Origin of the sequence: Micromonospora sp. L31, from assembly GCF_052068075.1 — a bacterium.
Classification (GTDB): Bacteria; Actinomycetota; Actinomycetes; order Mycobacteriales; family Micromonosporaceae; genus Micromonospora; species Micromonospora purpureochromogenes.
In genome coordinates this window covers 95,650-116,873 of sequence record NZ_JBQHDC010000011.1, presented here as the reverse complement: position 1 = coordinate 116,873, position 21,224 = coordinate 95,650, and the positions used below count along the sequence as shown (strand labels likewise).

Here is a 21,224-nt window from a genome sequence, read left to right as displayed (position 1 = left end):
CGGGCCCTCCTCACGGCAGCTCCTCGACCTGGGTCGGCGCCTGCGCGCGGATCACCCCGATGTCGCTGGTGATCGGCAGGTCCGGGAAGCGCTCCGAGACCCGCCGGAGGATCTCCTCCCGCCGGTGCGGGGTTTCCACCTCGCCGTAGAGGACCAGACCGCGTTCCCGGTGGACCACGGTGATGCCCTGCTCGGCGACGTCCGGATCCTCGGCGAGCAGCCGGTGGATCTCCGCCTCGACGTACTCGTCCGGCGGGCCGGCGCCATGCTCGGTCACGGTGTCTCCTCTCCCTCGGGGGTGCGGGCGTACGGCACGGGCGTGCCGCCGTACGGCACCACGTCGAGCCGGTCCAGCAGCACCAGGAACGCCTCGGCGTACGGCGAGTGCCGCGTCTCCTTCCGTACCCGTTCCCAGTCGATCTGTTCCCGCAGCGAGCGGGCCAGCGGCAGGCCGCGGGCGAAGTCGCAGTAGTGCTGCGAGAAGCTGAGCAGCTTGTGCACCATCAGCCGGGTCGCGGACAGCACCGGCATGTGGATGGCGTCCACCGGGCGCACCACGGTGTCGGCGAAGGTCTCCTCGGTCACCGGGGTCTCGATCGGTCGGTGGATCAGGTCCACCATCCGCCCCTCGTCGTAGACCTTGACCAGCCAGTCCTCCGGCGGACGCTCGGCGTTGAAGCCCTCGGCGACCAGCGCCTCCAGCGCCCGTTCGATGTCCTCCTCGCGGAGCAGGAAGTCCACGTCGTGCTCACTGGAGTGGCCGCCGTGCGCGTAGACGGCGAAGCTGCCGCCGAGGGCGAAGGGGATGTCGTTCTGCTTGAGCACGGCGGCGACCCGCTTGAGGGTGTGCAACAGGCTCTCGTCCCCGCGCTCGGCCATCTGGTTCTCCCGTCGTCGTGAAGGTGGACAGGCGGTCGGAAATGACGTTGCGTACCCGGCCCGCCCGCCGCCCACACCTGGGCGGCGATCAGAGACTGGTCACCCGGCCATCAACCGGGCAAACCGCCGGTGGGCGAGCGCCGGTCGGATAACCTGTGCAGAGTGGCCAGATCATTGCGGGGGACCGGCGGCGCGGCCCGACTTCGCCGGGTCGCCCTGATCGGCATTGACGGCTCGGGCAAGACGACCCAGGCGCACCGGCTCGCCGACGCGCTCACCGCGGCCGGCCGGCCCGCCACCTACCACCGCAACGCCGGCGGCCGGCGCTGGCTCGGCCGGCTCGCCAACCGGCTCGGCCGCCCCGACGCGCAGCGCCTGGTGGGGCGCAACGGCGTGCTGGCCGTGGAGTCGGTGCTGCGCTGGCTGGCGATCGCGGCCGCGCTGCTGAGCTGCCTGGTGACCGGCCGCACGGCGGTGATGGACCGCTACTCCGCCTGCCAGTACGCCAGCATCCGGGCGCACGGCGGGCAGCGCTGGGAGCGCCTGGCCCGGGTCGGTTACCGGGTCTTCCCGCCCCCGCAGGTCACCTTCCTGCTCACCGTGGACCCGGCGGAGGCGTACCGGCGGATCGAGCGGCGCGGCGACGACCACGAGACGATGGGCTGGCTGACCGCCGCCGACACGGCATACCGCACCCTGCCCGAGTACCCGAGCTTCGTGGTGGTCGACGCCGGTGGCGCGCCGGAGGACGTGGCGCGGCGCATCCGCGCCCACCTGGCGGCCTGGCTACCGCCCGAGGCCGGCCCGCCGGCTGTCGAGGCGTCGGCCGCCGACCGGCCGGTCGCCGCGGCGATCCCGGGGCGGTCGCCGGTTCAGGCCCGCCCGTAGACCGGGACGGCCGCCCCGCTGGTCGGCGCGGAGTCGTCCGAGGCGAGGAAGCGGATCACCGGGGCGATCTCGGCCGGGGTCACCCAGCGGCGGTGGTCGGCGCCCGGCTGGGCGGCCCGGTTCGCCGGGGTGTCGATCACGCTGGGCAGCACCGTGTTGCAGCGGACGCCGGAGGCCCGGTACTCGACCGCCACCGCGTTGGCGAAGGCGAGCACGGCCGCCTTGGCGGTGGCGTACCCGGCCGCCCCTGGGAACGGCGCGAGCGCGGCCCGGGACGAGACGCAGACCACCGCGCCGCCGCCGGCCGCGATCAGGTGCGGCAGTGCCGCCTGGGTGACCAGGTAGGTGGGCCGCAGGTTGATCGAGAGCATCCGCTCGAACTCCTCGACCGGCGTCTCGTGCACCCGGCCGCCGCTGGCGTACCCGCCGACCAGGTTGACCACCGCGCGCAGCGGCGCTGCCGGGTCGTCGGCGGCGGCCCGCACGGCCCGCTCGACGCCCGCCGGGTCCATCAGGTCCGCGGTCACCCGGACCGGGCCGGACGCCGCCGGCCCCGCCCCGGTGGCGCTCTCCCGCTGGGGTACGACCACCCGCCAGCCCGCCTGGACGAAGGCGGCGGTGACCGCCCCGCCGAGCCCGCCCGTTCCGCCGGTGACCAGCACGCTGCGATCCGCCATGCGGGACACCGTAGCGTGGTGTTCGACCGCGGCGGACGGGAGCGTGATGCTGTGGTGACCGCATACGCTGCCGGAACGTGACGCGCGCGGGGGATACTTGTTGTCGGATACGCGCGGTGATGGTTGACGGGCCACCGTTTATGAAAGTAAGTTTCATCCGTGGCGAAGAGTACGAAGATTTCTGCGAGTCACGAGCCGGGTGGGCTGATCGTCCACATCAGCGGCCTGCTCCCCTCGCTGTCGCCCGCCGAGCAGCGGGTGGCCCGGCTGGTCGTCTCCGACCCGGCCGACGCCGCGCGGCGGACCATCACCGATCTCGCCACCGCCGCGGAGACATCCGAGGCCACCGTCATCCGGTTCTGCCGGTCGGTCGGCATGGACGGTTACCCCCAGTTGCGGATCCGGCTCGCCGCCGAGGCCGCCCGCCGGGTCGAGCCGCCGGACGCCCGGGTCGTCGGTGGTGACATCCCGCCCGGCGCGGACCTGGCGCAGATCATCGCCACCATCGCGTTCAACGACGCCCGGGCTGTCGAGGAGACCGCCGAGCAGCTCGACCCGGCGGTCTGCGAGCGGGTGGTCGACACCATCGCCGCCGCCGGCCGCATCGACGTCTACGGCGCCGCCGCCAGCGGCTTCGTCGCCTCGGACTTCCAGCAGAAGCTGCACCGCATCGGCCGCACCGCCTTCTACTTCCCGGACATCCACACCGCGCTGACCTCCGCCGCGCTGCTCGGCAAGGGCGACGTCGCCGTCGGCATCTCGCACACCGGCACCACCTCCGACGTCATCGAGGTGCTGGAGCAGGCCCGGGCGCGGGGCGCCGCGACCGTCGCGCTGACCAACTTCCCCCGCTCGCCGATCACCGAGGTGGCCGACTTCGTGCTCACCACCGCGGCCCGCGAGACGACCTACCGCTCCGGCGCGATGGCCAGCCGGCTCGCCCAGCTCACCGTCGTCGACGTGCTCTTCGTCGGGGTGGCCGCGCGGAACCGGGCGCGCGCCCGCAAGGCCCTGGAGGCGACCGCCGAGGCGGTCCAGTCGCACCGGGTCGGCCCGGGTCGGAGGCGCGGGTGACCGCCGGTCGGGTGGAGCCGGACGAGGCGGCGACCGTGGCCCGACCGGTGGTCCGGGTGGGCGCGCCGACCGAGCGTCGCAACCCGGACAGCGCCGACCTCGACCTGATGTCGACCCGGGACGTGCTCACCGTCATCAACGACGCCGACCGCCGGGTGCCGGCCGCCGTCGCGGCCGTCCTCGACGAGATCGCCGCGGCCGTCGACCTGGCCGTCGCGGCCCTGCGCGGCGGGCACCGGGTGCACTACTTCGGCGCCGGCACCTCCGGCCGGCTCGGGGTGCTCGACGCCGCCGAGCTGGCCCCCACCTTCAACTCCCCGCGGGACTGGTTCTGCGCCCACCTGGCCGGCGGCCCGGACGCGATGTGGCGCGCCGTCGAGGACGCCGAGGACGACGAGCGGGGCGGTGCCGCCGAGGCGGCCGAGTGCGTACGACCGGGCGACCTGGTCGTCGGCCTGGCGGCCAGCGGGCGCACCCCGTACGTCCTCGGGGCGCTCGCCGCAGCCCGGGCGCAGGGCGCCGCCACGGTGCTGCTCTGTGCGAACCCGGAGGCGCAGGCCGCCTCCTCGGTCGACGTGTTCATCGGGGTGGACACGGGACCGGAGGTGGTCACCGGGTCGACCCGGATGAAGGCGGGCACCGCGCAGAAGCTGGTGCTGAACAGCTTCTCCACGGCCGTGATGGTGCGCCTCGGCCGGGTCTACTCGAACCTCATGATCGACATGGTGGCCACCAACGCGAAGCTGCGCGGGCGGATGATCTCCATCCTGATGGAGGCCACCAACTGCTCGGAGGAGATCTGCCGGCGGGCCCTGCACGAGGCCGCCGGCGATCTCAAGACCGCCCTGGTCTCGCTGGTCTCCGGGGCCGAGGTGTCCGCCGCCCGGGCGGCCCTGGCCCGCAGCGCGCACCAGGTGCGCGGCGCGCTCGCCCTGCTCGCCTCCTGACCCCCTCCGCCGCCCCCCGGCCCGCCCACGGCCGGGTGAGACGCGGAACACGTCGCGGATGGGACGTCCCACACGCCCCGGATTGTTGTCCAGGGGGCGGGGTAATCAATCCCGGAGCGGATGAACCGACCGGTACGCCGGCGCGTATCTGGCAGTGACCAGGATCGCAGCCGGGCGGTGACGAGGGTCGCTGCGTCGTTGGGGTCGCAATGGTGCGATTGCCAGGGGCGGAGGTCGATTTCCCCTGATCCGCCAGCCTGTTCGTGGTGCGGAGTCGGTGAGCCCCGAATGGGCGCTGACAGCAAACGTGGACTTGGCTTACAGCTGATACTCAGGCATTCGTGACACTTTCGACTCACGACATGGAATCCCCGACACGTCTCATCTGTTGTGTAGGTGTCAGCACCGACGGGCACAGCGGAGGTTACGGGGGAGGGCCGATGGACGTGGGGATGGCAAGGAACCGGGCAACCGGCGCGAGCGAGGGGACCGTGGGCAACGTGGACAAGAACATCGGCATGCGGACCGACGAGGTCGCCGAGGAGCGCGACCTGGTCGGCGTCTACCTTCACGAGATCTCCCGGACGCCGCTGCTGGACGCCGCCAAGGAGGTTGATCTCTCCAAGGCCATCGAGGCCGGCCTGTACGCCGAGCACCTGCTCGCCGAGGACCGCGTCCCCGAGGGCGTCGACCGGGACGACCTGGAGCGCCTGGTCGTCGAGGGCGAGCGCGCCAAGGATCTCTTCATCCGGGCCAACCTGCGGCTGGTCGTCTCGATCGCCCGCCGCTACGTCCGGTCCGGGATGCCCATGCTGGATCTGATCCAGGAGGGCAACACCGGCCTGGTCCGCGCGGTGGAGAAGTTCGACTACGAGCGCGGCTACAAGTTCTCGACGTACGCGACCTGGTGGATCCGTCAGGCCATCAGCCGGGCGATCGCCCAGCAGGAGCGGACCGTGCGACTGCCGGTGCACCTGGTCGAGGACGTCAACCGGATGCGCAACGTGGCCCGGCAGCTCACCCGTGAGCTGGGCAGCGACCCGGAGCCGGAGCAGATCGCGGCGGCCCTCGGCGTCACCGTCGAGCGGGTCAACGAGCTGGTCCGCTGGTCGCAGGACACGGTGTCGCTGGACACCCCGGTCGGCGACGACGGCGACACCAAGCTCGGCGACCTGGTCGCCGACAGCGACGCCCCGTCGCCGGAGGAGATCGTCCTCACCGGCCTGGAGCGGCAGCGGATCGAGGGTCTGCTCAACCACCTCGACGACCGGTCGGCCGGCATCATGCGGGCCCGGTACGGGCTCGAGGACGGTCGGGAGCACTCGCTCACCGAGGTCGCGTCGCGCTTCTCGCTCTCCCGGGAGCGGATCCGCCAGCTGGAGATCCAGGCCCTCGGCCGGCTCCGTGAGCTGGCCCGCGCCGAGGGGCTGCAGGCAGCCTGACCTGGTAGTAATGACGGCGAACGGCCGGCGTCCGGTAGGGGGACGCCGGCCGTTCGCCGTGCCGGGACGGGGTCAGCGGACCCGGCCGTAGCCCTGGATCGGCATGATGTCCATGTCCCGCTTGAGCACGTTGCGCCCGGCGCTGGGCGCGTCGATGATCTGGCCGCCACCGACGTACAGGGCCATGTGGCCCAGGCCGCTGTAGAAGACCAGGTCTCCCGGGCGGAGATCACCGCGGCCGATGTGGGTCACCACACCCCACTGCATCCGGGTGTTGTGCGGCAGGGACTTTCCCGCCGCCCGCCAGGCGGCCGAGGTGAGGCCGGAACAGTCGTAACCGTTGGGACCGTCGGCACCCCAGACGTACGGCTTGCCGATCGCCCCGTACGCGTAGCGCACGGCCACCCCGGCGCTGCCCGCCACGGCGGGTGCGTCGGGGGCGGAGCGGGCGGCCGGCCGCGGGCTCGGCGCCTCGGTGGCCTGGCCGTACGCCGCCCGGCGCAGCTCGTAGAGGCGGGCCAGGTCGCGCTCGATCTTCTTCCTGGTGTTCGCGATGCTGCGCGCCTGTGCGGCCTCCCGGGCCAGCGTCGCGTCCAGCCGGTTCTTCTCGTCGACCAACCTGCGTTGGCTGGTGGTGAAGCCGGCGATGCGGTCCTGGCGTTCCCGGGTGAGCCGGTCGATCGTGCTGAGCCGGTCCAGCAGGGAGGCGGACCCGCCCGGTTCCAGCAGCGCCTGCGCGGTCCGCAGGCCGCCGGTCTTGTACGCGGTGACGGCCATGTGCCCGACGTCCGCCCGGCTCCGCGCGGTCTGCTCCTCCAGCGGGCCGATCCGCGCGTGCAGCGCGGCCGCGGTCTTCTTGTTGGCCTTGATCTCCTCGTTGAGCTTGTTGTAGGACTCGACGACCCGTTCCAGCTCGGTCGAGGACTTTTCGATCCGTGCGGTCAGCTCGGCCACCGACGGCTCGGCCCGAGCCACCGACGACGGGGCGATCAGCGCGGCCGTGAGGCCGGCGACCGTGAGCGTTCGCACCAGCATCCGTAAGGACGACAAGAGCGGAAGGCTCCTCTCCACGGGCCCTCGGGGGATGCTGACGCCCCCGACGGCACCGGCTCGGGGCCATCCGGACGGATGGCGGCCGACCGCGCCGGCCCGCCCAACGTAACCCGGGACGGGAGTGACGCGCAGAGGAAGCCGGGGCGAAAGTTGGCAAAGGGGCAGGAAAGGCCGCTGCGCAGCGTGACATCCCCTGACGCCGTTGTGCCGTGGCGTGCGGCATGTCGCGGGTGCTTCGTCGCTCTTGGTCGCTTGCGCCGGATTCGTCGTTCTGGGCGGATGTCGTGGCACGTGAGCGACGACCGCCGGACAAACCCGAAATGGACGCCAGATGCGGGCGGCCCTGATCGGCCGGGCGCGGCGGAGGCGGGAATCCGACCGGCACGGCTGGCGGGCGGGCAACAGAATGGAACCCGGTGCCGGGAATCCCGCCGTGAGCAGGCACGGGGCGGTGGGAGAGCCGACGCCGCCGGCCCCTGGGAGGATGCCGTGCAGCAGGCAGACCGCTCCGCCACCCGCCCGCCGCGCTCGTCGCGCGGGACGACCCTGCTCTACGCGCGCCCGGGGATCGTGGTGACCACCGAACGGTTCACCGTCGGTCGGAACACCTTCGCCGTCGCCGACCTCACCCACCTGCGGGTGGGGCGCGGGCCGCACGACCGGCTGGCCGTGCGCGCCGTCGCGGTGACCGCCACCCTGATCACCGGCGTCGGCGTGCTGCTCGGCTTCACCGGTGGGCTGCAACGGCTCACCGCCGGGGCGTACCTGACCCTCGGGGTGGTGTTCCTGCTGCCGGTGCTGCTGGCGCTGGCCGGCGACCGCTGGCGGCCGCCGGCGTACGAGCTGTGGGGGCACTGCGGCGGCGTCGAGGTGCTGCTGTTCAGCAGCGACGACGAGCGGCAGTTCGGGCAGGTCAGCCGGGCGTTGAACCAGGCCCGGGAACTGCACCCGTATCCCGACGCGGAGGACCCGGCCGCCGCGGCCGGCTACTGGCGACCGCAGCCCCGACGGGCCTAGGTCGCCGCCCGCACGGGCCTAGCGCGCGGCGACCGGCTCCGGGGCCTGCGGCTGCCGGGCGGCGAGATCCCGGGTGACCCTGCGCTCGGCGACGAACGACACGAACGGCACCGTGCCGGCGAGCATCACCAGCAGCATCCGCTTGAGCGGCCAGTTCACCCGGCGGCCCAGGTCGAAGGTGGCGGCCAGGTACAGCATGTAGAGCCAGCCGTGCGCGGTGCCGACGACCGCCACCACGATCGGCTCGTCGAACGCGTACTTCAGCGGCATGCCGATCAGCACCAGCACGGCCAGCGCCACGCCCACGATCCAGGCGATCACGCGGTACCGGGTAAGGGCTCCGCCCACCGTCGTCCGTCCTTCCGCACCGGCCTCAGCCGGGATAGTCACCGGGCCTCGCGCCCGGATTGGCGTTCAACCATGTCAGGTAGCGGTTGTACTCGGTCAGGTCCGCGTCGTCCGGGGCGTCGACCGCGGCCGGCACCCGGGCCACCCGCACCGGGCGGCGTACCCCCGGGGCGCCCGGATCCGGCGCGGCGCCACCGGCCGTCTCCTGCGCCGCAGCGGCCGGGCCGCGCAGCGTGTGCCGGACCTCACGCCACCAGACGAAGACCACGAAGCCGGCGAAGATCGGCCACTCCACGGCGTACGCCCAGCTCAGCGTGTTGCCCGAGGCCGCCCGGCTGATCTGCCACCAGCCCAGCGCCAGGAACCCGACGACCAGCACGACCATGGCCACGTGGCGGGCGATCCACGCCGGTGTCCAGAGCCGTTTCATGGCATTGAGCGTACCGGGACGGCCGGGCGTCTCCGACGCGGTGTCGTAGGAGGGTTTGGTGACACCCCGGCTGGGCATCCGTTTAGCTGCCAGCCCGAACGAGCCCGAGGGGGCGACATGACCGAATCAGTACGCCAGTCCGGTGACGTCAGCCCGGAGCAGCGGATGACGGAGTGGGACGGCGACCACGCCCGCGACACGTCGGCCACCGGCGGCCACGTCGACGGAGAGCTGCTCGGGGTGGACCCGGCGGAGCTGGACGACGAGGACCTGATCCGGGAGATGCAGAGCCTGCACCGCACCCGGCTGGACACGCTGCGCCACGCGGCCGACTCCGCGCTCGCCCACCACCTGCGCCGCACCGCCGAGCTGGAGACCGAGTACCTGGCCCGGCACCCCGGGCGCGAGGTGGATCCGAGCCGGCTGCGGGACGCCTGATGGGCACGCACGCCGAGCGGGGGATGTCCGCGCCGCCCGAGGTGGTGTTCAACACCGCGACCGACCCGGACCGGGCCTCGGCCTGGCTGCCGGAGCCGCTGCGGTCCGACGGTGGGGAGCACCCCCAGGCCAGCGCCGACGACCTGCGGGCCCGGTGGAGCAGCGACTCCGCCCCCGGGTGGTCGGCGGAGATCCAGGTGGAGCCGGCCGACGCCGGCGGGTCCCGGGTCCGCCTCGACCTGACCGGCGGGGACGACGGCCTGGCCGACGAGACCCTTACCAACCTCGCCCGCGAGGTGGCCGACAACCTGACCGCGGGATGAGCGGAACGTGACGAGAAACGAGGAGACGTGGTGACCCAGGGCGGGCTGAAGCAGAAGGTGGCGCGGCTGCGCCAGGCGTACGCGCCGCACGAGCACCGGCCGCTGGGCGGTTACCTGGCCGCGATGGGCACGTACGCCACCGTCACCGCGTCCCTGGCCGGCCTGGTCCGGGCGACCGGCCGGCCGGTGCCCGACCGTCCCGCCCCGGCCGACGTGGTGCTGCTCTCCATCGCCACGCACAAGCTCAGCCGGTTGCTCTCCAAGGACGCGATCACCAGCCCGTTGCGGGCCCCGTTCACCCGTTACGATCACCCGACCGGCAGCGGCGAGGTGATGGAACACGTCCGCGACCGGGGCAGCTCGACCCGGCACGCCATCGGCGAGCTGCTGAGCTGCCCGTTCTGCCTGGCCGTCTGGGTCGCCACCGGCCTCACCGGCGGCCTGGTGCTCGCGCCCCGGCTGACGCGGCTGGTGGCCACCGCGCTGACCGCCGTCGCCGCCTCGGACTTCCTCCAGATGGGGTACGCCGTCGCCCAGCGGGCCGCCGAGGGCGGGGAGCACGACGAGGAGTGACCCGTACGCGCGAAGAGGGCCGGCGGTGCCGGCCCTCTTTCGCGTCGTCCCGCTCAGGTCGGGGTGGTGCCATGGTCCTCGCCGGCCCAGCCGCGCGAGGCCTCCGGCTCACGCTCGTCGGCGTCCTCGTCGGTGATCACGTCGCGGTCGACCGCGGTGCGGTCGTGCTCGTTGGCGAAGTCCGGCTCGGGGGTGGCGTCCCGGCCCTCCGGGGGCTGGCCGAGCGCCGGCACGGACTCGTGCTCGTGCCCCTCGTGGTGCGTCATGCCGTCGTCCTCTCGTCGTCCTCGTCCACCCCCGTGCGCCGCGCGCTCAGGCCACCGAACCGCCCAGCAGGTCGGCCACCTCGTCCGCCGCGTACTCGCCCTGCGGGAGCGCGGCGATCCGGGAGAGCAGCGTCGGCGGCAGTTCCGCGGCGACCGCCCGGCGGTAGATGTCCGCCTGGCTGATCCGCTCCTGGCCGTGGTAGATGTCGTCGAGCAGCTCGTCGAGCTGCCGGGTGTCGACCTCGTCGGTCACCGGTGCGTCATCGGTCACTCCGCCCAGCTACCCCCACCCGAATCGCCCAAACCCGTGCAGAGGCTGTCGGGTCTCCCGACACCCGCTCAGGCGGGGGTGGGCAGGGCCGCCCGGCGGGCGCGGACGGCGGCGGCCAGGTGGTCCAGGACCTCGGCGGTGGTGTCCCAGCCGATGCAGGCGTCGGTGACCGAGCGCCCGTAGGTCAGCTCCCGGGTCGGGTCCAGGTCCTGGCGGCCGTCAAGCAGGAAGCTCTCCAGCATGATGCCGACGATCCCGCGCTGCCCGGCGGCGAGCTGGGCGGCCACGTCGGCGGCGACCTTCGGCTGGTTGCGGTGGTCCTTGCCGCTGTTGGCGTGGCTGGCGTCGACCACCAACCGCTCGGGCAGGCCGGCGGCCCGCAGCAGGTCCAGCGCGCCCGCCACCGACTCCGCGTCGTAGTTCGGCCGGCCGCCGCCGCCGCGCAGCACCAGGTGCCCGTCGGCGTTGCCCCGGGTGTGCATGATCGCCGGGGTGCCGGAGACGTCGATGCCGGGGAAGACGTGCGGCACGCCGGCCGCCCGGATCGCGTCCACCGCCGTGCCGATGCTGCCGTCCGGGCGGTTCTTCATGCCGATCGGCATGGACAGCCCGGAGGCGAGCTGCCGGTGCACCTGGCTCTCCACCGTCCGGGCGCCGATCGCGCCCCAGGCCACCGTGTCGGCGATGTACTGCGGGGTGATCGGGTCCAGGAACTCGCAGCCCACCGGCAGGCCGAGGCGGAGCACGTCGAGCAGCAGCGCCCGGGCGGTCCGCAGGCCGAGGTTGACGTCGCCGGAGCCGTCCAGCGCCGGGTCGTTGATCAGGCCCTTCCAGCCCACCGTGGAACGCGGCTTCTCGAAGTAGACCCGCATCACCACCAGCAGGTCCTCGGCGTGCCGGTCGGCGGCCTCGCGCAGCAGGTGGGCGTACTCCAGGGCGGCGGCCGGGTCGTGCACCGAGCAGGGGCCGACCACCACCAGCAGGCGGTCGTCGGCGCGGTCCAGCACCCGGCCGACCGCGCGTCGGCCGGCCAGCACGGCCGAGGCGAGCGGGGCGTGCAGGGGCAGGTCGTGCAGGAGCAGGGCGGGCGTGGTCAACGGCACGACGCGGTCGATCCGTTGGTCGATGACGGCGTCGGTCTCCGGGGTGGTCACGGTGGGCATCCTTTCGCCGACCGTGCCCGGGGCCGGTACCCGGGTGGAGCCGGCTGCTCGTACGCAGAAGGGCAGGAGCTTCAAGCTCCTGCCCGGCCGGCTCGAAAACGAAGGTGACGTCAGCTCATGGCGAGGTCACCGGCGTCGGAGCCGGCTGCCTAAACCATCGATACGAGCGCGTCACGTCGGCCAGCGTACCCGACCGGACGGGCAAGGCTCACCGGGGCGTCCGGAAAGCCTCGCCTCATGTTTACCTCCGTCGATGCCACCACGGGTAACTTCATCGGCACCGCTCGCATCCCCAGGAGGTAACCGATGGACCGTCGTACCGTCCTGCGCGCCACCGCTGCCGGCGGGGCCGCCGCCTTCGCCGGCAGCCTCTGGTCCGGCGCCGCGCTCGCCGCCCCGGCCCAGCCGGGCGTCGGCCCGTACGGGCCGCTCGGCACCGCCGACGCCCGCGGCCTCCAGCTGCCCGCCGGCTTCACCAGCCGGATCGTCGCCCGGTCCCGGCAGGTCGTGGCCGGCACCTCGTACACCTGGCACGACGCCCCGGACGGCGGCGCCTGCTTCGCCACCGGCACCGGCTGGATCTACGTCTCGAACTCGGAGATCACCACCACCGGCGGCGCCTCGGCGATCCGGTTCAACGCCGACGGCACGATCGCCTCGGCATACCGGATCCTGTCCAACACCAACCGCAACTGCGCCGGTGGGGCGACCCCGTGGGGGACCTGGCTCTCCTGCGAGGAGGTCAGCCTGGGATACGTCTACGAGACGTACCCGCAGGGCGGGACGAGCGCCGTGCGCCGGCCCGCGCTCGGCCGCTTCAACCACGAGGCGGCGGCCGCCGACCCGGTCCGCAAGGTGATCTACCTGACCGAGGACGAGAGCAGCGGCTGCTTCTACCGGTTCCGCCCCACGGTCTGGGGTGACCTCTCCGCCGGCACCCTGGAGGTGCTGGTCGCCGGCACCGCCACCAGCGGCCCGGTGAGCTGGGCGCGGGTGCCCGACCCGGACGGCTCGCCGACCACCACCCGCCAGCAGGTCTCCGGCGCGAAGAAGTTCAACGGCGGCGAGGGCTGCTGGTACGCCGACGGCACCTGCTGGTTCACCACCAAGGGCGACAACCGGGTCTGGGCGTACGACGCGGTCAACCAGCGGATCGAGCTGGCGTACGACGACTCGCTGGTGACCGGCGGCACGGCGCCGCTGACCGGGGTGGACAACATCACCGGCGCCCGCTCCGGCGACCTCTACGTCGCCGAGGACGGCGGCAACATGGAAATCAATCTGATCACCCCGGACGAGGTGGTCGCGCCGTTCGTCCGGATCACCGGGCAGTCCTCGTCGGAGATCACCGGCCCGGCGTTCTCCCCGGACGGCAGCCGGCTCTACTTCTCGTCCCAGCGCGGCACCTCCGGCTCCTCCTCCGGCGGGATCACCTACGAGGTGCGCGGCCCGTTCCGCTGAGTCTCCGCCCGGCCGGTCCGGCGCCGCACGCGCCGGACCGACCCACGGCGATCTTGTGGCGTGTCGGGCGGGCCGGCGGGGTATGAGACCCGGCATGAGTCACGAGCAGAGCGACCAGGAACGGGTGGAGTCCCGCGCCCACCTGCTGCCCGAGGAGGCGTCGGTCGGCAGCGAGGACGCGCAGGCGCAGGCCGACGCCATCCTCACCGAGTCCGACATCCGGGAGGAGGACCAGAACGCCGCCCCGGACACGGTGCTGGAGCACCGCACCTCTGATCAGACCGTGACCCCGATCGAACCCCCCGACTGATCGACCGCGCCCCGGCCCCGGCGGGACCCCCGGTAGCTCTGCTCACGCAGCCAGGCGAGCGGACCCGCCATCCGCAGGCCCGCCGGCAGGTTCCGCACCGGGTCGAAGGCCAGCGCGGCGTCCGTCCGGGCGTCCAGTTGCCCGCCGAGGGTGACCTGGCCGAACGGCCGCCACGGCCCGACGGCGGACGCGACCGCGAGCACCAGCCGCGGCGCATCCGCCCGGGTTGCCGCGGCGACCTCGGCCAGACTCCGGCCCAGGTCGGAGGAGTCCGGGTCGGCCAGCGCCGCCAGCCAGAGCCGCCGCGTCCCCACCCGGAAGGGCATGATCGAGCTGTACGTCCCGGCGAAGCGCCGCCGGGGCAGCGGCATGTTGCGCAGCACCGGGGCGGCCCCGCTGGAGCTGACCAGCAGGTCGAACGCCCGGGCGTCGGCCAGGTGCAGCCGGACCGCCAGCCCCAGCACGTCCGGCCAGCCGTCCGGGGTGGGCACGCCGCGGGAGAACCGGACGGTGGCGCGGTGCCGGCCCGGCTCGTCGAGCAGCGCGACGCCGGTCGGCGGTCCGGGCGTACCCCAGATCATCACCTCGGCGGTGAACGACCGGCCGGTCGGGTGCAGCAGGCGGGCCCCGCGCCAGCGGGTCAGGACGGCGGCGGCCCCGGCGACGGCGACGGAAGCGCCGGCGGCGACGGACTGCGAGGGGGTCGGCATGCCGCTGCGGTACCCCGCGCCGCCCGGTAGATGCCCGCCGCGCCGCGTGGGCTCGCCGACGGATGAGCAGTCCCCTTTCCGTCCGGGAGATCGGATAGCGTCGGGTCATGCCCGACAGCGGTTACCCCTGGCCCATCGAGACGACCCGACTGGACAACGGCCTGCGCGTGGTGGTGAGCGAGGACCGCACCGCTCCGGCGGTGGCGGTCAACCTCTGGTACGACGTGGGCTCCCGGCACGAGCCGACGGGGCAGACCGGTTTCGCCCACCTCTTCGAGCACCTGATGTTCGAGGGCTCGCTCAACGTCGCCAAGACCGAGCACATGAAGCTCATCCAGGGCTCCGGTGGTTCCCTCAACGCCACCACCAACCCGGACCGGACGAACTACTTCGAGACCGTCCCGGCCGAGCACCTGGAGCTGGCGCTCTGGCTGGAGGCCGACCGGATGGGCGGCCTGGTCCCGGCGCTCACCCAGGAGACGCTGGACAACCAGCGCGACGTGGTGAAGAACGAGCGCCGCCAGCGCTACGAGAACGTGCCGTACGGCGACGCCTGGCTGCGGCTGCTGCCGCTGCTGTATCCGCCCGGCCACCCGTACCACCACGCGACGATCGGCTCGATGGCCGACCTGAACGCCGCCGACCTGGTCACCTTCCAGGCGTTCCACACCACCTACTACGCGCCCAACAACGCGGTGCTCACCGTCGTCGGCGACGCCTCCGCCGCCGAGGTCTTCGCGCTCGCCGACAAGTACTTCGGCGCGATCCCCGCGCGCGAGGAGATCCCGGCCGCGCCGGACGGCCGGACCGTCACGGCCACCGGCCGGGCCGCCGTCGAGACCGTCACCACCGACGTCCCCGCCCCCCGGGTGTACGTCGCGCACCGCACCCACCCCTTCGGCACCCCCGGGTACGACGTGGCCACCGTGCTCGCCGCGGTGCTCGGCAGCGGCCGGGGCAGCCGCCTCTACCAGCGCCTCGCGGACGGGGAACGGATCGCCCAGCCGGACCTGGTCGGGGCGTACGGAGTCGACCTGGCGCACGCCCCGGCGCCGCTGATCGCCACCGCCACCGCCCGCACCGGGGTGGGCGCCGAGCGGCTGGCCGCCGGGGTCGCCGAGGTGGTCGACGAGCTGGCCACCGTGCCGGTGACCCACGCCGAGCTGGACCGCGCCAAGGCGCTGCTGAGCACCGCCTGGTGGCGGCAGATGTCCACGGTGGACGGCCGGGCGGACACCCTCGGCCGGTACGCCACCCAGTTCGGCGACCCGGCCAAGGCCGCCGAACGGTTGCCGGCCTGGCTGGCGGTGACCGCCGACCAGATCGCCGAGCAGGCCGCCGAGCTGCTCGGCGCCGACGACCGGGTGACCCTGACCTACCTGCCGGAGGAGACCCCATGACGCTGATCACCGCCCGTCCCGGCGCGGGCACCCCCCGCCCGTACCGGTTCCCCGCCGTGGTCCGCCGGGAGGTCGCCGGCGGCCGGGTGGTCGCCGCGCACCTGCCCGGGCAGAACCTCGCCGTGGCGGTGCTGTTGCTCGACGCCGGGGCCGGCCGCGAGCCGGTCGGCAAGGAGGGGCTCGGCGGGGTGCTGGCCAAGGCGTTGGAGGAGGGCACCGCCCAGCGGGACGCCACCACCTTCGCGCTCGCCGTCGAGGGGCTCGGCACCGAGCTGGTGACCGGGCTGGACTGGGACTCCTTCCAGGTCAGCGTGCAGGTGCCGGTGGACCGGTTGAGCGCGGCGGTGGAGCTGCTCGCCGAGGCGGTCCGTACGCCCCGGCTCGACCCCGACGACGTGCGCCGGGTCCGCGACGACGAGGCGACCGCGCTGCGGATGGACTGGGCCAACCCCGGCCCGCGCGCCGACGCGGCGCTCCGCGCCGACCTCTTCGGCGCCGACAACCGGTGGGGCCGCCCGATGTACGGCGACCCGGACTCGGTGGCCGCGCTGGACGTCGAGGACGTCACCGTCTTCCACTCGGAGTGGTTCCTGCGGCCCGGCACGCTGATCGTCGCCGGCGACCTGGACCGCCTCGACCTGGACGCGCTCGCCGCGGCGGCGTTCGCCGGCACCGGCGGCGGCCCCGCCGATCGCGGTGGCCCGATCGAGGTGCCGCTGCACACCGGGCGGCGGATCCTCCTGGTGGACCGGCCCGGCTCGGTGCAGTCGACGCTGCGGCTCGGGCACCCGTCGCCGCACCGCGCCCACCCGGACCACGTGCCGATGACGCTCGCCGGCACGGTCCTCGGCGGGGCGTTCACCTCCCGCCTCAACCACCTGATCCGGGAGGTGCGCGGCTACACGTACGGCATCCGGGGCGACTTCGCCTCGTCCCGCCGCTTCGGCCGGTTCGCGGTCAGCTCCGGCGTGCAGAACGCGGTGACCGCGCCGGCCCTGGTGGAGGCGGTCGGGGAGATCACCCGTACCCGGGTCGGCGGGGTGACCGCCGACGAGCTGGCGGTGGCCAGCTCCTGGCGGGCCGGCCAGCTGTCGGTCGAGTTGCAGAGCCCGCGGGCGATCGCGTCGGCGCTGACCACCCTGGTGGTGCACGACCTGCCGGACGACTACCACGCCCGGCTGCGGGAGGCGCTGCTCGCCGCCGACGTGGCGGAGGTCTCCGCCGCGGCCGCCGCCCACCTGCACCCGGAGTCGCTGACCCTGGTGGTGGAGGGCGACGCGGCGGTGATCCGCGACGAACTCATCGCGACCGGGCTCGGCGAGGTGACGGACGCCACGCTCTGATCGGGGCGAATCCGGTCCGGGCGGTGGGAAAGCATTCCCGCCCGGACCGGCCGCCTGGGTAGCCTCGCGGGCATGAGGATCGGCATTGTGGGGGCCACCGGCCAGGTCGGTGGCGTGATGCGGCAGGTGCTGGCGGAGCGCGACTTCCCGGCGGAGCAGGTGCGGTTGTTCGCCTCCGCCCGGTCGGCCGGGCGCACGCTGCCCTGGCGCGACGGCGAGGTGACGGTCGAGGACGCGGCGACCGCCGACTACTCCGGGCTGGACATCGTGCTCTTCTCGGCGGGCAAGGGCACCGCGAAGGAGTTCGCCCCCCGGGTCGCCGCCGCCGGCGCCGTGGTCATCGACAACTCCTCGGCGTTCCGGATGGACCCGGAGGTGCCGCTGGTGGTGGCCGAGGTCAACCCGCACGCCGCCGCCGTCCGCCCGAAGGGCATCATCGCCAACCCGAACTGCACGACGATGGCCGCCATGCCGGTGCTGCGCCCGCTGCACGCCGAGGCGGAGCTGGTCGGCCTGGTCGTCTCGACGTACCAGGCGGTCTCCGGGGCCGGCCTGGCCGGGGTCGCCGAGCTCGACGAGCAGGTCCGCAAGGTCGCCGAGGACGCCAGCGCGCTCGCCTTCGACGGCGCCGCCGTGCAGTTCCCCACGCCGCGCTCCTTCGCCCGGCCGATCGCCTTCAACGTGCTCCCGCTCGCCGGCTCGATCGTCGACGACGGCTCCTTCGAGACCGACGAGGAGCAGAAGCTGCGCAACGAGAGCCGCAAGATCCTGGACATCCCGGGGCTGAAGGTCTCCGGCACCTGCGTCCGGGTGCCCGTCTTCACCGGTCACTCGCTGCAGATCAACGCCCGGTTCGCCCGGCCGCTCACCCCGCAGCGGGCCCGCGAGCTGCTCGACGGCGCGCCCGGCGTGGCCCTGGCCGAGGTGCCGACCCCGCTGGAGGCCGCCGGCCAGGACCCGACGTACGTGGGCCGGATCCGCGCCGACGAGACCGTCGAGCACGGCCTGGCGCTGTTCTGCTCCAACGACAACCTGCGCAAGGGCGCCGCGCTGAACGCGGTCCAGATCGCCGAGCTGGTCGCCGCCGAACTCCGCTGAGCGACCCGCCCGGCGCGGTGGGACCGGTCGATCCGGGTGCGGGCGACCCGCCGGACGGGCATATTGGTGCCTCTCAGGTGTGTCGCCCGCGCGGCGTACCACGCCGTCGACGTCGACGCGGAGGATCCCATGGCGGACGAACGGGCCCGAGCGGCCCTGACCGATCTCATCGCCGGCCGCCGGGTCGGCGTGCTCGCCACCATCAAACGGGACGGCCGGCCGCAGCTGTCCGACGTGCTCTACGCCTTCGACCGCGAGCGGGAGCTGATCCGCGTCTCGGTCACCGACGACCGGGCCAAGACCGCCAACCTGCGCCGCGACCCCCGGGCCAGCTTCCACGTCAGCAGCGACGACGGGTGGGCGTACGCGGTGGCGGAGGCGCGGGCCGAGCTGACCCCGGTGGCGGCCGGACCGGACGATCCCACCGTCGAGGAACTGATCGGGCTCTACCGGGCGGTGCAGGGCGAACACCCCGACTGGGACGACTTCCGCGCCGCCATGGTCGCCGAGCGGCGCCTCGTGCTGCGCCTGCACGTCGAGCGGCTCTACGGCATGCCCCCGCCCGGCTAGGGGCTGTCGCGGCGGCGGTGTGGCGGCGGCCCGGCGGGTATACCGGGCTCCTGCGTAACGCCGGCGACCGCACGGCCGGCGGGAACGGGGGAGCCGATGAGCGCCGAGCGGGCACGACCGGGACCGGTCGCGGCGCAGGAGGAGGCGGCGCTGCGGTCGGACACCGCACGGGCCGTCGGGTTCAGCGACGCCGTCTTCGCGATCATCATCACGGTGCTGGTCCTGGAGCTCAACCCGCCCGAGGTGCACCCCGGCGGGATGGGGCACCTCCTGCTCGAACAGTGGCCCACCTACCTGGCGTACGTCACGTCGTACCTGTGGGTCGCGGTGGGCTGGCTCAACCACAAGGGCACCTTCCACCGCATCCGCAGCACCGATCGCGGCCTGCACTGGTGGAACCTCGGGGTGCTCTTCAGCACCGCGCTGCTGCCGTTCGCCACGGTCGTCGTCTCCCGGTCGGTGCAGGCCGGCGACCGGGCCGACGAGACGGTGGCGGTGGTGCTGTACGCGGCGGTCGGGGTGATCCTCTCCGCCGCCTGGCTCGGGCTCTACCACTACCTCAGCCGGCACGAGGACCTGTTGCAGGAGCGCGTCCCGGCCCGGTTCTTCGCCGTCGAACGCGGTCGGGCGGTGTTCGGCATCGGCGGGTACGCGGTCGCCGCGCTGGTCGGCTGGCTGGGCGCGGTGCCGGTGGCACTGGTGATCTTCCTGCTGCTGCCGCTGTTCTACGCGCTGTCCAGCAACGGCTTCTACGACCTGCGGCGGCGGCTGCGGCGGCACCGGTGAGCAGCGTTACCTGCTGCTGCGTGGCGGGTAGACGGGGCCTGCCGACACCGAGAGGGGAGCACCATGACAACGGTCGGAGAGTTCATGACGACCCGGTTGGTGACGATGGACGGCAACGACACGCTCACCGCGGCGGCGCAGGAGATGCGCGACAGCGCGATCGGCGACGTGGTGGTGACCGCGGGAGACGACGTGGTCGGCATCGTCACGGATCGGGACATCACGGTCCGTGCGGTGGCCGAGAACATGGATCCGAACACCACCAGGCTCAACCAGGTCACCAGCAAGGACGTGGTGACGGTCAGCCAGTACGACGACGCCGTCGCCGCGGCCGACCTGATGCGCACCTACGCCGTACGCCGGCTGCCGGTGATCGACGACGGCAAGCTGGTCGGCCTGGTGTCGATGGGTGACCTGGCGGTCGAGCGGGAGCCGCAGTCGGTGCTGGCCGACATCAGCGCCGACGAGCCCAACAACTGACCTGTCCGCCGCGGGTCGTGACGCCGGCTCCCCTCGTGGGGGCCGGCGTCCGTCCTGCCCGGGGTGCCCTCAGGCGGACTCCACCCGGACCGTCACGGCGGACGCCCCACGGGCCAGTCGTACCGTCTCGGCCTCCGCCTCGATCCGCTCGCCGGCCCGAGCCGACAGCCGGGTGAACGGGGCGACGGTCAGGTCGAGCCGACCCCGGCCGGACTGCCTGGCCCGCCAGGTGCCGCTGATCTCGCCGTCGACCAGCAGCGCGCCCGGGTTGCCGAGCATCCGCCACAGCTCTCGCTGGTGCGCCCGGTCGGGGACCAGGACGTCCCGGTCCCGCGCCTGGAGGAACGGGTCGCCGGTCGGCAGGAGGCGGACGCCGTCCAGCGGCTCGGCGCCGCGCAGCGCGTCCAGGCGGTCGGTGGGCAGCCACGCCCGCCGGCCGTCCACCCGGACCTCGGTCAGCTCGGCCGCCGGCCACACCGCTCGCAGCTCGGTGGCGGAGGTGCCCAGGAAGCCGGCCACGTCCGCCACGGTGGCCGGCCCGAGCAGGCGGAGATACGCCAGCACCAGGCCCGCCGTGCCCGCCGCCCGGTCGGCCAGCGGCGCCAGCCGGGCCCCCCGCCCGGACACCTCCAGCCGGACGCCGCCGACCAGCCCGGCCTGCTAAAAGAGGGACCCGGAGACGTGCCGCGCCGCGCAGGGCCCGCAGTCGTAGCTCAGCTCGGCACGGATGCGGTCGGTGACCGCCCGGCTCACCGCGCCCTTGTCCATGGCGGTGGTGACCACCTCCCGGAAGGCCTGCGCGGTGCGCTGAAAGGCGACCGTGCCGAGCTTCGTCACCCCGGCGCGGATCCGCCCGGCCACCCGGCGCGCGGCGTCGGCGTCGCTGAGCGGTCACAGCGTGGCGGCCAGCCCGGTCAGCTCGGCGCGGCGGTGCAGGTGCGGCGCTCCCCGGGCGGCCCAGACCAGCTCCAGGCGGTCGTCGTCGAGGCCGGCGGCACCCCGCGCGGCCAGCGCCAGCCGGGCCGAGCCGTAGGGGGTGTCCTGCACGCCCAGGTCGAGCACCGCCAGGTCGGCCGGGCGCAGCCCGGGCCGGCCGAGCTGCTGCGCCGCGGCCCGGTGAGCGAGCACCCGGCCGCGGTCGACCGTCGGCACCGCCGCCATCGGCCCTCCCGTCGTCGTCCGTCGAGCAGGCTACTGCGCCGGTACGACGCCCGCCCGGACTCACCCGATCCGGGCGAGGTTGACGGCGTGCCGGACGGGGACCCGGTCGGCGTACG

29 protein-coding genes are annotated in these 21,224 nt (G+C 73.9%); 16 read left to right on the top strand and 13 right to left on the bottom strand.

Annotated elements, in window-relative coordinates:
• Window positions 1–10: 10 nt before the first annotated feature.
• Both ACTMS9_RS25620 and ACTMS9_RS25615 read right to left on the bottom strand, forming a co-directional pair.
• On the bottom strand, window positions 11–277 hold the full coding sequence (locus ACTMS9_RS25620; RefSeq protein WP_088960633.1) for a hypothetical protein: 267 nt from the start codon (window positions 275–277) through the stop codon (window positions 11–13).
• A complete protein-coding gene (locus ACTMS9_RS25615) occupies window positions 274–954 on the bottom strand; it encodes a nucleotidyltransferase (protein ID WP_441142825.1) in 681 nt (226 codons plus the stop codon). Before ACTMS9_RS25615 ends, ACTMS9_RS25620 begins: the two co-directional genes overlap by 4 nt.
• A gap of 87 nt (window positions 955–1,041) precedes the next feature.
• On the opposite strand from ACTMS9_RS25615, the gene ACTMS9_RS25610 reads away from it, so the two are divergent.
• The gene (locus tag ACTMS9_RS25610) at window positions 1,042–1,767 is read left to right on the top strand and encodes a dTMP kinase (RefSeq protein ID WP_441166203.1); all 726 of its coding nucleotides are present in this window, start codon (window positions 1,042–1,044) and stop codon (window positions 1,765–1,767) included.
• On the opposite strand, the gene ACTMS9_RS25605 is transcribed toward ACTMS9_RS25610, so the two are convergent.
• On the bottom strand, window positions 1,752–2,444 hold the full coding sequence (locus tag ACTMS9_RS25605) for an SDR family NAD(P)-dependent oxidoreductase (protein ID WP_441142821.1): 693 nt from the start codon (window positions 2,442–2,444) through the stop codon (window positions 1,752–1,754). The two genes, ACTMS9_RS25610 and ACTMS9_RS25605, sit on opposite strands and share 16 nt — an antisense overlap.
• A gap of 159 nt (window positions 2,445–2,603) precedes the next feature.
• Between ACTMS9_RS25605 and ACTMS9_RS25600 the strand changes: the two genes are divergently transcribed.
• From ACTMS9_RS25600 to ACTMS9_RS25590, 3 genes are all read left to right on the top strand, one after another.
• Entirely contained in the window at window positions 2,604–3,518 is a 915-nt protein-coding gene (locus ACTMS9_RS25600; RefSeq protein WP_334571474.1) for a MurR/RpiR family transcriptional regulator, read from the top strand.
• The gene (murQ, locus tag ACTMS9_RS25595) at window positions 3,515–4,465 is read left to right on the top strand and encodes an N-acetylmuramic acid 6-phosphate etherase (protein WP_280836066.1); all 951 of its coding nucleotides are present in this window, start codon (window positions 3,515–3,517) and stop codon (window positions 4,463–4,465) included. Before ACTMS9_RS25600 ends, murQ begins: the two co-directional genes overlap by 4 nt.
• A gap of 452 nt (window positions 4,466–4,917) precedes the next feature.
• Window positions 4,918–5,907, top strand: coding sequence for a sigma-70 family RNA polymerase sigma factor (locus ACTMS9_RS25590; RefSeq protein ID WP_210775679.1), 990 nt, complete (start codon window positions 4,918–4,920; stop codon window positions 5,905–5,907).
• 72 nt (window positions 5,908–5,979) lie between these two features.
• Here ACTMS9_RS25590 and ACTMS9_RS25585 read toward each other — a convergent pair whose 3' ends face one another.
• Entirely contained in the window at window positions 5,980–6,957 is a 978-nt protein-coding gene (locus tag ACTMS9_RS25585; RefSeq protein WP_441142818.1) for an NlpC/P60 family protein, read from the bottom strand.
• A gap of 492 nt (window positions 6,958–7,449) precedes the next feature.
• On the opposite strand from ACTMS9_RS25585, the gene ACTMS9_RS25580 reads away from it, so the two are divergent.
• Window positions 7,450–7,977, top strand: a complete 528-nt coding sequence (locus ACTMS9_RS25580) for a DUF6232 family protein (RefSeq protein WP_441142816.1) — start codon at window positions 7,450–7,452, stop codon at window positions 7,975–7,977.
• Window positions 7,978–7,995: 18 nt separating this feature from the next.
• On the opposite strand, the gene ACTMS9_RS25575 is transcribed toward ACTMS9_RS25580, so the two are convergent.
• Both ACTMS9_RS25575 and ACTMS9_RS25570 read right to left on the bottom strand, forming a co-directional pair.
• The gene (locus ACTMS9_RS25575) at window positions 7,996–8,325 is read right to left on the bottom strand and encodes a DUF3817 domain-containing protein (protein ID WP_210775676.1); all 330 of its coding nucleotides are present in this window, start codon (window positions 8,323–8,325) and stop codon (window positions 7,996–7,998) included.
• A gap of 25 nt (window positions 8,326–8,350) precedes the next feature.
• A complete protein-coding gene (locus tag ACTMS9_RS25570; protein WP_441166202.1) occupies window positions 8,351–8,755 on the bottom strand; it encodes a hypothetical protein in 405 nt (134 codons plus the stop codon).
• Between the two features lie 117 nt (window positions 8,756–8,872).
• On the opposite strand from ACTMS9_RS25570, the gene ACTMS9_RS25565 reads away from it, so the two are divergent.
• Genes ACTMS9_RS25565 through ACTMS9_RS25555 form a run of 3 tightly spaced genes read left to right on the top strand, consistent with a single transcriptional unit; the run spans window position 8,873 to window position 10,089 of the window.
• Window positions 8,873–9,193 (top strand): DUF6158 family protein, encoded by a 321-nt coding sequence (locus tag ACTMS9_RS25565; RefSeq protein ID WP_441166201.1) that lies wholly within the window; start codon window positions 8,873–8,875, stop codon window positions 9,191–9,193.
• Window positions 9,193–9,516 (top strand): hypothetical protein, encoded by a 324-nt coding sequence (locus tag ACTMS9_RS25560; protein WP_350799688.1) that lies wholly within the window; start codon window positions 9,193–9,195, stop codon window positions 9,514–9,516. The genes ACTMS9_RS25565 and ACTMS9_RS25560 overlap by 1 nt, the downstream gene beginning before the upstream one ends.
• A gap of 30 nt (window positions 9,517–9,546) precedes the next feature.
• The gene (locus ACTMS9_RS25555) at window positions 9,547–10,089 is read left to right on the top strand and encodes a DUF1360 domain-containing protein (RefSeq protein WP_441142809.1); all 543 of its coding nucleotides are present in this window, start codon (window positions 9,547–9,549) and stop codon (window positions 10,087–10,089) included.
• Window positions 10,090–10,142: 53 nt separating this feature from the next.
• On the opposite strand, the gene ACTMS9_RS25550 is transcribed toward ACTMS9_RS25555, so the two are convergent.
• From ACTMS9_RS25550 to ACTMS9_RS25540, 3 genes are all read right to left on the bottom strand, one after another.
• Window positions 10,143–10,355 carry a hypothetical protein gene (locus ACTMS9_RS25550; protein WP_441166200.1) on the bottom strand — a complete coding sequence of 71 codons (213 nt, stop codon included), beginning with the start codon at window positions 10,353–10,355 and terminating at the stop codon, window positions 10,143–10,145.
• A gap of 46 nt (window positions 10,356–10,401) precedes the next feature.
• Window positions 10,402–10,626, bottom strand: coding sequence for a hypothetical protein (locus ACTMS9_RS25545; protein ID WP_334571487.1), 225 nt, complete (start codon window positions 10,624–10,626; stop codon window positions 10,402–10,404).
• A 68-nt stretch (window positions 10,627–10,694) separates the two neighbouring features.
• A complete protein-coding gene (locus tag ACTMS9_RS25540) occupies window positions 10,695–11,789 on the bottom strand; it encodes a 3-deoxy-7-phosphoheptulonate synthase (RefSeq protein ID WP_441142804.1) in 1,095 nt (364 codons plus the stop codon).
• Window positions 11,790–12,095: 306 nt separating this feature from the next.
• On the opposite strand from ACTMS9_RS25540, the gene ACTMS9_RS25535 reads away from it, so the two are divergent.
• Together ACTMS9_RS25535 and ACTMS9_RS25530 are read left to right on the top strand one after the other, a co-directional pair.
• A complete protein-coding gene (locus tag ACTMS9_RS25535) occupies window positions 12,096–13,250 on the top strand; it encodes an alkaline phosphatase PhoX (protein WP_441142802.1) in 1,155 nt (384 codons plus the stop codon).
• Window positions 13,251–13,344: 94 nt separating this feature from the next.
• Window positions 13,345–13,560 carry a hypothetical protein gene (locus tag ACTMS9_RS25530; protein ID WP_179801491.1) on the top strand — a complete coding sequence of 72 codons (216 nt, stop codon included), beginning with the start codon at window positions 13,345–13,347 and terminating at the stop codon, window positions 13,558–13,560.
• Here the strand turns inward: ACTMS9_RS25530 and ACTMS9_RS25525 are convergent.
• The gene (locus ACTMS9_RS25525) at window positions 13,527–14,270 is read right to left on the bottom strand and encodes a phosphodiesterase (protein ID WP_441142800.1); all 744 of its coding nucleotides are present in this window, start codon (window positions 14,268–14,270) and stop codon (window positions 13,527–13,529) included. The genes ACTMS9_RS25530 and ACTMS9_RS25525 overlap by 34 nt on opposite strands.
• A 107-nt stretch (window positions 14,271–14,377) precedes the next feature.
• Here ACTMS9_RS25525 and ACTMS9_RS25520 point away from each other — a divergent pair, with 107 nt between their 5' ends.
• From ACTMS9_RS25520 to ACTMS9_RS25495, 6 genes are all read left to right on the top strand, one after another.
• On the top strand, window positions 14,378–15,670 hold the full coding sequence (locus ACTMS9_RS25520; protein ID WP_441142798.1) for a M16 family metallopeptidase: 1,293 nt from the start codon (window positions 14,378–14,380) through the stop codon (window positions 15,668–15,670).
• Window positions 15,667–17,013, top strand: a complete 1,347-nt coding sequence (locus ACTMS9_RS25515) for a M16 family metallopeptidase (RefSeq protein WP_441142796.1) — start codon at window positions 15,667–15,669, stop codon at window positions 17,011–17,013. Before ACTMS9_RS25520 ends, ACTMS9_RS25515 begins: the two co-directional genes overlap by 4 nt.
• Window positions 17,014–17,085: 72 nt before the next feature.
• Window positions 17,086–18,111, top strand: coding sequence for an aspartate-semialdehyde dehydrogenase (locus ACTMS9_RS25510; RefSeq protein WP_441142794.1), 1,026 nt, complete (start codon window positions 17,086–17,088; stop codon window positions 18,109–18,111).
• 129 nt (window positions 18,112–18,240) lie between these two features.
• A complete protein-coding gene (locus tag ACTMS9_RS25505) occupies window positions 18,241–18,681 on the top strand; it encodes a PPOX class F420-dependent oxidoreductase (protein WP_441166199.1) in 441 nt (146 codons plus the stop codon).
• A 96-nt stretch (window positions 18,682–18,777) separates the two neighbouring features.
• The gene (locus ACTMS9_RS25500; protein ID WP_441142790.1) at window positions 18,778–19,467 is read left to right on the top strand and encodes a TMEM175 family protein; all 690 of its coding nucleotides are present in this window, start codon (window positions 18,778–18,780) and stop codon (window positions 19,465–19,467) included.
• A gap of 63 nt (window positions 19,468–19,530) precedes the next feature.
• Entirely contained in the window at window positions 19,531–19,947 is a 417-nt protein-coding gene (locus ACTMS9_RS25495) for a CBS domain-containing protein (protein ID WP_088960657.1), read from the top strand.
• Between the two features lie 69 nt (window positions 19,948–20,016).
• Here the strand turns inward: ACTMS9_RS25495 and ACTMS9_RS25490 are convergent, their stop codons facing one another.
• The 3 genes from ACTMS9_RS25490 to ACTMS9_RS25480 are packed head-to-tail and all read right to left on the bottom strand — an operon-like array spanning window position 20,017 to window position 21,108.
• Window positions 20,017–20,574, bottom strand: coding sequence for a DNA glycosylase AlkZ-like family protein (locus ACTMS9_RS25490; protein ID WP_441166198.1), 558 nt, complete (start codon window positions 20,572–20,574; stop codon window positions 20,017–20,019).
• Between the two features lie 33 nt (window positions 20,575–20,607).
• Window positions 20,608–20,808 (bottom strand): hypothetical protein, encoded by a 201-nt coding sequence (locus ACTMS9_RS25485; protein ID WP_441166197.1) that lies wholly within the window; start codon window positions 20,806–20,808, stop codon window positions 20,608–20,610.
• Window positions 20,809–20,838: 30 nt separating this feature from the next.
• On the bottom strand, window positions 20,839–21,108 hold the full coding sequence (locus ACTMS9_RS25480; protein ID WP_441166196.1) for a hypothetical protein: 270 nt from the start codon (window positions 21,106–21,108) through the stop codon (window positions 20,839–20,841).
• Window positions 21,109–21,224: the final 116 nt, after the last annotated feature.